The organism is uncultured Azohydromonas sp., assembly GCF_937926365.1.
GTDB lineage: Bacteria > Pseudomonadota > Gammaproteobacteria > Burkholderiales > Burkholderiaceae_C > Azohydromonas.
Genome location: NZ_CALAOH010000128.1, coordinates 56,947 through 64,277, shown reverse-complemented (window position 1 = coordinate 64,277; position 7,331 = coordinate 56,947). Strand labels below are relative to the sequence as shown.

Here is a 7,331-nt window from a genome sequence, read left to right as displayed (position 1 = left end):
ACACGCTAGGCCGCCGCTGTCGGCCTGACCGCCAGGGGTGGGCTGAATACGTACCGCGCGGACCCCCAGCCACTACGGGCCTGGGCGCCACGCGAATTCGTCCGCCCTGCCTCCTTCCTGCTGAACGGCCGCGGTCGGCGCCGCGAGCCCTTGGTACCAAGGCGGCGCGAGTGGGCACGCCGAGCGCTCCACTGACGCATGCGGCATCCGGCGCCCATGCAAGACCCCATGAACACGCGCCCGCAAAAACGGGGAAGTCAGGCTCTTTATAATGATGCACATTAAATGCTTAATGACTAAAAGTCATTTTTAAATTTCAGTGTCTCAAGATCGCATCGTCCTTGAATCGAGCGTCGAGCAGCTCAATGCGCGGCGACGCCGTGCCGTGGAGCTGAGGCTCGAAGGTCGCTCGCTGCAGCAGATCCGCAGCGAGACCGGCTTGAGCGCGCCCACCGTCATTGCCGCGCACAAGGCCTTCCTGGCCGGTGGGTGGAACGCGGTAGCGGTGCGGGGTCGCGGCCGGCAACAGGGCGAAGGCCGCGCCTTGAGCAGTGAGCAGGAGCAGGCGCTGCGCCGCCTGGTGCTCAAACAGCCCCCCGAATCCGGCGAGCCGGGGCTGCCGCTGTGGCAGCGCGACGCACTGAGCACCTGCGTGCAGCGGGAGCTCGGCCTGCAGCTGGGCGAGCGCACCCTCACGCGCTACCTGGAGCGCTGGGGCCTGCGCCTGTGCAGCCTGCAGGAGGCAGCGGATACGCCGCAGCACCAGGCGTGGCTGCGCGAGACGTTGCCGCAGCGGGTACGCCAGGCGCGGCAGCAGCAGGCGGCGCTGTACTGGTGTGGCGAGCTGCGCGTGGCCGACGGCACCGGCACGGCGTCGCGGCTGCTGGTGGCGCTGAGCCTGCGCGGCAGCCTGCAGTGGCTGCCCTGGCCCACCAAGACCGCGTCGGTGCACGAAGACTTCCTGCTGCGGCTGCAACGCGCCGCCGGCGGGCCGGTGCTGGCGCTGCTGCACGGCCTCGACCTGGACAGCACTGCCGGAGCAGCGTTGCAGCAGCGGATGCAGGCCGCGGGCGTGACGCTGCGCCCGTGCCCCGTGGCGTTGCGCCGTGCCGGCATCGCCGCGCCCCTCGCCTCGGCACCCGTGCCGGCGAGCCCGAGCCACCTGTCCCCCGCGCCCGCCCTGGCGACCCCGGCCGTGCGCGGCCCGGCAGCGCCCTCGTCCCTTCTCGACGCCGCGGCTGGACGCGCCGCCGCCGTTTCCAGACCCACCGCGCCGGTCGCCGTGGTTGCGTCCTCACCCGTCGCGCCCACCGCGGCACTCCTTTTCCCCTCCCCCAAGAGAGAGCCATCCATGAAATTGACCCATCTGCAACGCTTGGAGGCCGAGAGCATCCACATCATGCGCGAGGTGGTCGCGGAGGCTGACAAGCCCGTGATGCTGTACTCGATCGGCAAGGACAGCGCGGTGATGCTGCACCTGGCCAAGAAGGCCTTCTATCCCGCGCCGCCCCCCTTCCCGCTGCTGCACGTGGACACGACGTGGAAGTTCCGCGACATGTACGCCATGCGCGAGCGCATGGCGCGCGAGCTGGGCATGGAGCTGCTCGTCTACCAGAACCCCGAAGCCAAGGCGATGGGCATCAACCCCTTCGACCACGGCTCGCAGATCCACACCGACATGTGGAAGACGCAGGGCCTGAAGCAGGCGCTGGACCACTACGGCTTCGACGCGGCCTTCGGCGGCGCGCGCCGCGACGAGGAGAAGTCGCGCGCCAAGGAGCGCATCTTCAGCTTCCGCACCGCGCAGCACCGCTGGGACCCGAAGAACCAGCGCCCCGAGCTGTGGAAGCTCTACAACGCGCGCAAGCACAAGGGCGAGTCGATCCGCGTGTTCCCGCTGTCCAACTGGACCGAGCTCGACATCTGGCAGTACATCTACCTGGAGAACGTGCCCATCGTGCCGCTGTACCTGGCCAAGGAACGCCCGGTGGTGGAGCGCGACGGCACGCTGATCATGGTGGACGACGAGCGCTTCCCGCTGCGCCCGGGCGAGGTGCCGTCCATGCGCAAGGTGCGCTTCCGCACGCTGGGCTGCTACCCGCTCACGGGCGCCATCGAGTCCGAGGCCGACACGCTCACGGCCATCATCCAGGAGATGCTGCTGGCGCGCACTTCCGAGCGCCAGGGCCGCATGATCGACCACGACAGCACCGCTTCCATGGAGAAGAAGAAGCAGGAGGGTTACTTCTGAGCGAGCGTGCCACCGCGCCCGTTGCGCGCGCACCCGCTGCCTGAAGCCCCCTTCACTCTGACAAGGACACATCCATGGCCCACGTTTCCGACCTCATCGCCGACGACATCGAGAAATACCTCAAGCAGCACGAGCACAAGAGCCTGCTGCGCTTCATCACCTGCGGCAGCGTCGATGACGGCAAGAGCACCGTCATCGGGCGGCTGCTGTACGAATCGAAGATGCTGTTCGAGGACCAGCTCGCCGCCATCGAAGCCGACTCGCGCAAGTGGGGCACGCAGGGCGGCGAAATCGACTTCGCGCTGCTGGTGGACGGCCTGGCTGCCGAGCGCGAGCAGGGCATCACCATCGACGTCGCCTACCGCTTCTTCAGCACCGACCGGCGCAAGTTCATCGTGGCCGACACCCCGGGCCACGAGCAGTACACGCGCAACATGATCACCGGCGCCTCCACCGCCGACGTGGCCGTGATCCTGATCGACGCACGCAAGGGCGTGCTCACGCAGACGCGGCGCCACAGCTACCTGGTGAGCCTCATCGGCATCCGCAAGGTGGTGCTGGCCATCAACAAGATGGACCTGGTGGGCTACTCGGAGCAGACCTTCCGCGACATCGAGGAGCAGTACCGCGAGTTCGCGCGCCAGATCGGCCTGACCGACATCACCGCCATCCCGCTGTCGGCGCTGCGCGGCGACAACATGCTGCACCCCAGCGACAACACCTCCTGGTACCGCGGCCCCACGCTCATGGGCTACCTGGAGACGGTGGAGATCGACGAGACGGCGCAGCACGAGGCGGCCTTCCGGCTGCCGGTGCAGTGGGTCAACCGCCCCAACCTCGACTTCCGCGGCTTCACCGGCACCATCGCCAGCGGCTCCATCCGCCCGGACGAGCGCGTGCGCGTGCTGCCCTCGGGGCGCGAGAGCCGCGTGGCGCGCATCGTCACCGCCGACGGCGACCTGAGCGAGGCCGTGGCCGGGCAGTCGATCACGCTGACGCTGGAAGACGAGATCGACATCTCGCGCGGCGACGTCATCTGCAAGGCCGAGTCGCCCGCGGAGGTGGCCGACCAGTTCGAGTGCACCGTCGTGTGGATGGCCGAGGAGCCGCTGCTGCCGGGCCGTCCGTACCTGCTCAAGCTCGGCACCAGCACCGTCAGCGCCACCATCACCGAGCCCAAGTACAAGGTCAACGTCAACACGATGGAGCACCTGGCGGCCAAGAAGCTGGAGCTCAACGAGATCGGCGTGTGCAACCTGGCGCTGGACCGCTCGCTGCCCTTTGACGCGTACACCAGCAACCGCGACACGGGCGGCTTCATCCTCATCGACCGCATGACCAACTCCACGGTCGGTGCGGGCATGCTGCACTTCGCGCTGCGCCGCGCGCACAACATCCACCTGCAGCCGGTGGACGTGGACAAGCAGGCACGCGCGCTGGCCAAGGGCCAGCGGCCGGCGGTGCTGTGGTTCACGGGCCTGTCGGGCGCGGGCAAGTCCACCATCGCCAACCTGGTGGAGAAGAAGCTCCACGCGCTGGGGCGCCACACCTACCTGCTCGACGGCGACAACGTGCGCCACGGCCTGAACAAGGACCTGGGCTTCACCGAGGCCGACCGCGTGGAGAACATCCGCCGCGTGGCCGAGGTGGCGCGGCTCATGGCCGACGCGGGCCTGATCGTCATGACCGCCTTCATCTCGCCCTTCCGCGCCGAGCGCCAGCTCGCGCGCAGCCTGCTGGCCGAGGGCGAGTTCGTGGAGATCCACGTGGACACGCCGCTGGAGGTGGCCGAGGAGCGCGACGTCAAGGGCCTTTACCGCAAGGCCCGCCGCGGTGAACTGCGCAATTTCACCGGCATCGACAGCCCCTACGAGCCGCCCGAGGCGCCGGAGCTGCGCCTGAACACTGTGCACACCACGCCGGAACAGGCGGCCGACGTCGTGATCGCCAAACTGCGCGAACTGGGATTCATCGGCTGATTCCCTCCCGCCTTCGCCTCCAGGCCGCTGCAGCCCAGGCTGCAGCGGCCTTTTTCTTGTCAACCTTCGACGCACGGCGCCAATAAAAACAAACCCTGTCAAGCCATATAAGGTGACAGTGATGACCGAAATTTAACCAACCACCAAGACCCGTTGGCCGAATTAGGAAATTACACCCGCCATCGGGTGGGCCGCAATCAAGGGAAAATCGCACTTGCAAAGCTGCGCGGGGGCTGGGAAACCCCCATACTGGTCTGATGTCAGGATCCGCCATGAAGCTGAGCACATTTGCATTGATTCTCTGCGGCGTGTTGCTCAACGCGGCAGCACAACTGTCTCTCAAAGCCGGCACAAGGCAATTGGGGGTTATAGGGTTGGACGGGCACCAGGGGCCCGTCGAATTGGCTTTCAATATAGGTACGCAGCCCTGGATCGTCGGTGGGCTGGCCTGTTATGTGGTGAGCGTGGCGCTCTGGATTGCAGCGCTGTCGCGAGTGGACGTGATGGTGGCCTACCCGATGCTGTCCATCGGTTATGTGGTCAACGCCTTCATTGCCTGGCAATTCATGGGCGAGGCCCTGACCATGCAACGCCTGGTGGGTATAGGCGTGATCATGGTCGGCGTGGTCATTCTGTCCCGCGGGTGAGGCCGGCATGCATATCCTGCTGACCGGCGCCAATGGTTTCCTTGGCCGCCAATGCACCCGGCGCCTGCGTGAAGCCGGCCATATCGTGAGCACCACCGACCGCGCCGGCGACGTGACGCTGCGTGGCGACCTGGCGGACCCGGGCTTCGCGCAGACGCTGCCGGAGGCCGATGCCGTGGTGCATGCCGCGGCGGTGCAGTACGTCACGCCGAGCCTGCCGCTGCTGGGCCGCAGGGCCTGGTTCAGGCGCAACAACGTCGAGGCCACGCGGCACCTGGTGGAGCGCTACCGCGGCAGCGGCGCGCATTTCGTCAACATCGGCACCAGCATGATGTACGCGCAGGACGGCTCGCCGCAGTACGGGCCGCAGAGCCGCATGCAGGGCCAGGGCGTGTACAGCGAATCCAAGCTGGAGGCGCAGGCGCTGGTGGAGCAGGGCATGGCGCGCTGGGCCACGGTGGTCCCCTGCATCATCGGCGGCCCCGGACGCGAAGGGCTGTTCCGCGGCTTCGTGCGCGCCATCGCCCAGGGCCGGCCGGTGCTGGTGCCCGGCGCGGGCACGCAGCCCACCGCCATGGTCCACGTGGAAGACGTGGCGCGGCTGGTGGAAGTGGTGCTGCGCCAGGGAGCGCTGGGCTTCTACAACGCCGCGGCACCGCGACCGCTGTCCATCGTGGACTGGGTGCACGAGATCGAGCAGGAACTGCAGGCGCCTCCGACGCGGATCGTGCACCTGCCGCTGACACCCCTGCGCGGGCTGGCCGCCCTGAGCGGCTGGCGGCTGCTGGCGCGGGAGCAGGTGCTGATGCTGACGTGGCCGCATGTGCTGGACATCGAGCGCTCGCTGGCGCTGGGTTGGCAACCGCGCCATGACAACGCCCTGATCGCGCGCCACACCGCGCGCCATCTTCAGGGCGTCCGGGCCCAGCCCGCCACGGGCGCAGGAGTGGGCCATTAAGCCCGCCATGAATGCCGCGCCGCAGGCCGAGGCGCCGCCGCTGCCGCTGTACGTCGACCTGGACGGCACCCTCATCGCCACGGACCTGCTGCACGAGTCGCTGCTGCGGCTGCTGCGCGGCCAGCCCGCCGCGCTGCTGCAGCTGCCGCAGTGGCTGCTGCAGGGCAAGGCCCGCTTCAAGCAGGAGGTGGCGCAGCGGGTGGAGTTCGACGCCACCACCCTGCCCTACCGGAAGGAGGTGCTGGAGCTGGTCCGCGAGGCGCGCGCGCAGGGCCGGCGCGTGGTGTTGGCCACGGCCGCCGATGCCCGGCTCGCGCACGAGGTGGCGCGGCACCTGGGCCTCTTCGACGGTGTGCTGGCCTCCGACGGCGAGCGCAACCTCAACGGGCCCAGGAAGCTCGCGGCCATCCAGGCCGACGCCCAGGCGCATGGCGACGGCGCCTTCGCCTACGTGGGCGACCATCGGGTGGACCTGCCCATCTGGCGCGAGACGGCGCATGCGCTGCTGGTCACGCGCTCGGCAGGGCTCGAATCCTCGGCGCGCGCGGTGGCGCCGGCCACCACCGCCATCCGCCCGCCGCGCGCGCGGCTGATGGACGTGCTGTACGGGCTGCGGCTGCACCAGTGGCTCAAGAACCTGCTGATCGGTCTGCCGCTGCTGCCCATGCTGCCCATGGCCTCGCAGATACCGACCGCCGCCCTGCTGCGGGTGCCGCTGGCGATGCTGGCCTTCTCGCTGATGGCCTCGGCCATCTACGTCATCAACGACCTGCTGGACCTGGAAGCCGACCGGCGCCACGTGCGCAAGCGTCATCGGCCCTTCGCCAGCGGCTTGATTGGCATCCCCACGGCGCTGGGCATGAGCGCGGCGCTGTTCGGCGGCTCGCTGCTGCTGTCGCTGACGCTGCTGCCCGGGCGCTTCAGCCTCTGCCTGATCGTCTACATGGTGCTGAGCCTGTCCTACTCGATGCGCCTGAAGCGGCGCGCGGTGCTGGACGTGTGCGTGCTGGCCATCCTCTACACCCTGCGCATCGTGGCCGGCGCCGCAGCGCTCGGGGTGCCGCTGTCGCTGTGGATCTTCAGCTTCTCGATCTTCCTGTTCCTCAGCCTGGCCTTCGCCAAACGCTACGTGGAGATCGCGATGACGCTGCCCACCGACACGGCCGCGCTGCGCTCGCGGGGCTACCTGATCGGCGACCAGACCTTCGTCATCGCCGCCGGCGCCGCCGCCGGCCAGTTGGCCGTGGTGGTGCTGCTGCTCTACCTCAACGACCCGCTGACGGCGCAGCGCTTCCGGCATCCGGAGTACCTCTGGATCCTGGGGCCGATGCTGCTGTTCTGGCTGCTGCGCCTGTGGCTCAAGGCCAACCGGCGCAACCTGCACGACGACCCCGTGGTGTTCGCGGCCCGGGACTGGGTCAGCCGGCTGATCGTGCTCGTGACGGTGGTGCTGATCTGGCTGGCCGCTTGAGCGTTTGAAGCGTTCCCGAATCCGC

At 68.5% G+C, this 7,331-nt stretch carries 5 protein-coding genes; all 5 read left to right on the top strand.

Annotation, left to right across the window (positions count from 1 at the left end; all coding sequences use genetic code 11):
• Nucleotides 1-1,351: 1,351 nt before the first annotated feature.
• Nucleotides 1,352-2,251, top strand: a complete 900-nt coding sequence (gene cysD / locus Q0741_RS13770) for a sulfate adenylyltransferase subunit CysD (RefSeq protein ID WP_298233777.1) — start codon at nucleotides 1,352-1,354, stop codon at nucleotides 2,249-2,251.
• 74 nt (nucleotides 2,252-2,325) lie between these two features.
• Nucleotides 2,326-4,230 carry a sulfate adenylyltransferase subunit CysN gene (cysN, locus tag Q0741_RS13765; protein ID WP_298233776.1) on the top strand — a complete coding sequence of 635 codons (1,905 nt, stop codon included), beginning with the start codon at nucleotides 2,326-2,328 and terminating at the stop codon, nucleotides 4,228-4,230.
• Nucleotides 4,231-4,502: 272 nt separating this feature from the next.
• Complete coding sequence (locus tag Q0741_RS13760; RefSeq protein WP_298233775.1) at nucleotides 4,503-4,877, top strand: SMR family transporter; 375 nt, start codon at nucleotides 4,503-4,505, stop codon at nucleotides 4,875-4,877.
• A 7-nt stretch (nucleotides 4,878-4,884) separates the two neighbouring features.
• A complete protein-coding gene (locus Q0741_RS13755; RefSeq protein WP_298233774.1) occupies nucleotides 4,885-5,835 on the top strand; it encodes an NAD(P)-dependent oxidoreductase in 951 nt (316 codons plus the stop codon).
• A gap of 7 nt (nucleotides 5,836-5,842) precedes the next feature.
• Nucleotides 5,843-7,306: a UbiA family prenyltransferase gene (locus tag Q0741_RS13750; protein ID WP_298233773.1), complete on the top strand. Its 1,464-nt coding sequence runs from the start codon at nucleotides 5,843-5,845 to the stop codon at nucleotides 7,304-7,306.
• Nucleotides 7,307-7,331 lie beyond the last annotated feature (25 nt).

Excerpts from the sequence above, each read along its gene's own strand:
- cysD (WP_298233777.1), top strand. The coding sequence starts at position 1,352 with ATGAAATTGACCCATCTGCAACGCTTGGAGGCCGAGAGCATCCACATC.
- cysN (WP_298233776.1), top strand. The coding sequence starts at position 2,326 with ATGGCCCACGTTTCCGACCTCATCGCCGACGACATCGAGAAATACCTC.
- Q0741_RS13760 (WP_298233775.1), top strand. The coding sequence starts at position 4,503 with ATGAAGCTGAGCACATTTGCATTGATTCTCTGCGGCGTGTTGCTCAAC.
- Q0741_RS13755 (WP_298233774.1), top strand. The coding sequence starts at position 4,885 with ATGCATATCCTGCTGACCGGCGCCAATGGTTTCCTTGGCCGCCAATGC.
- Q0741_RS13750 (WP_298233773.1), top strand. The coding sequence starts at position 5,843 with ATGAATGCCGCGCCGCAGGCCGAGGCGCCGCCGCTGCCGCTGTACGTC.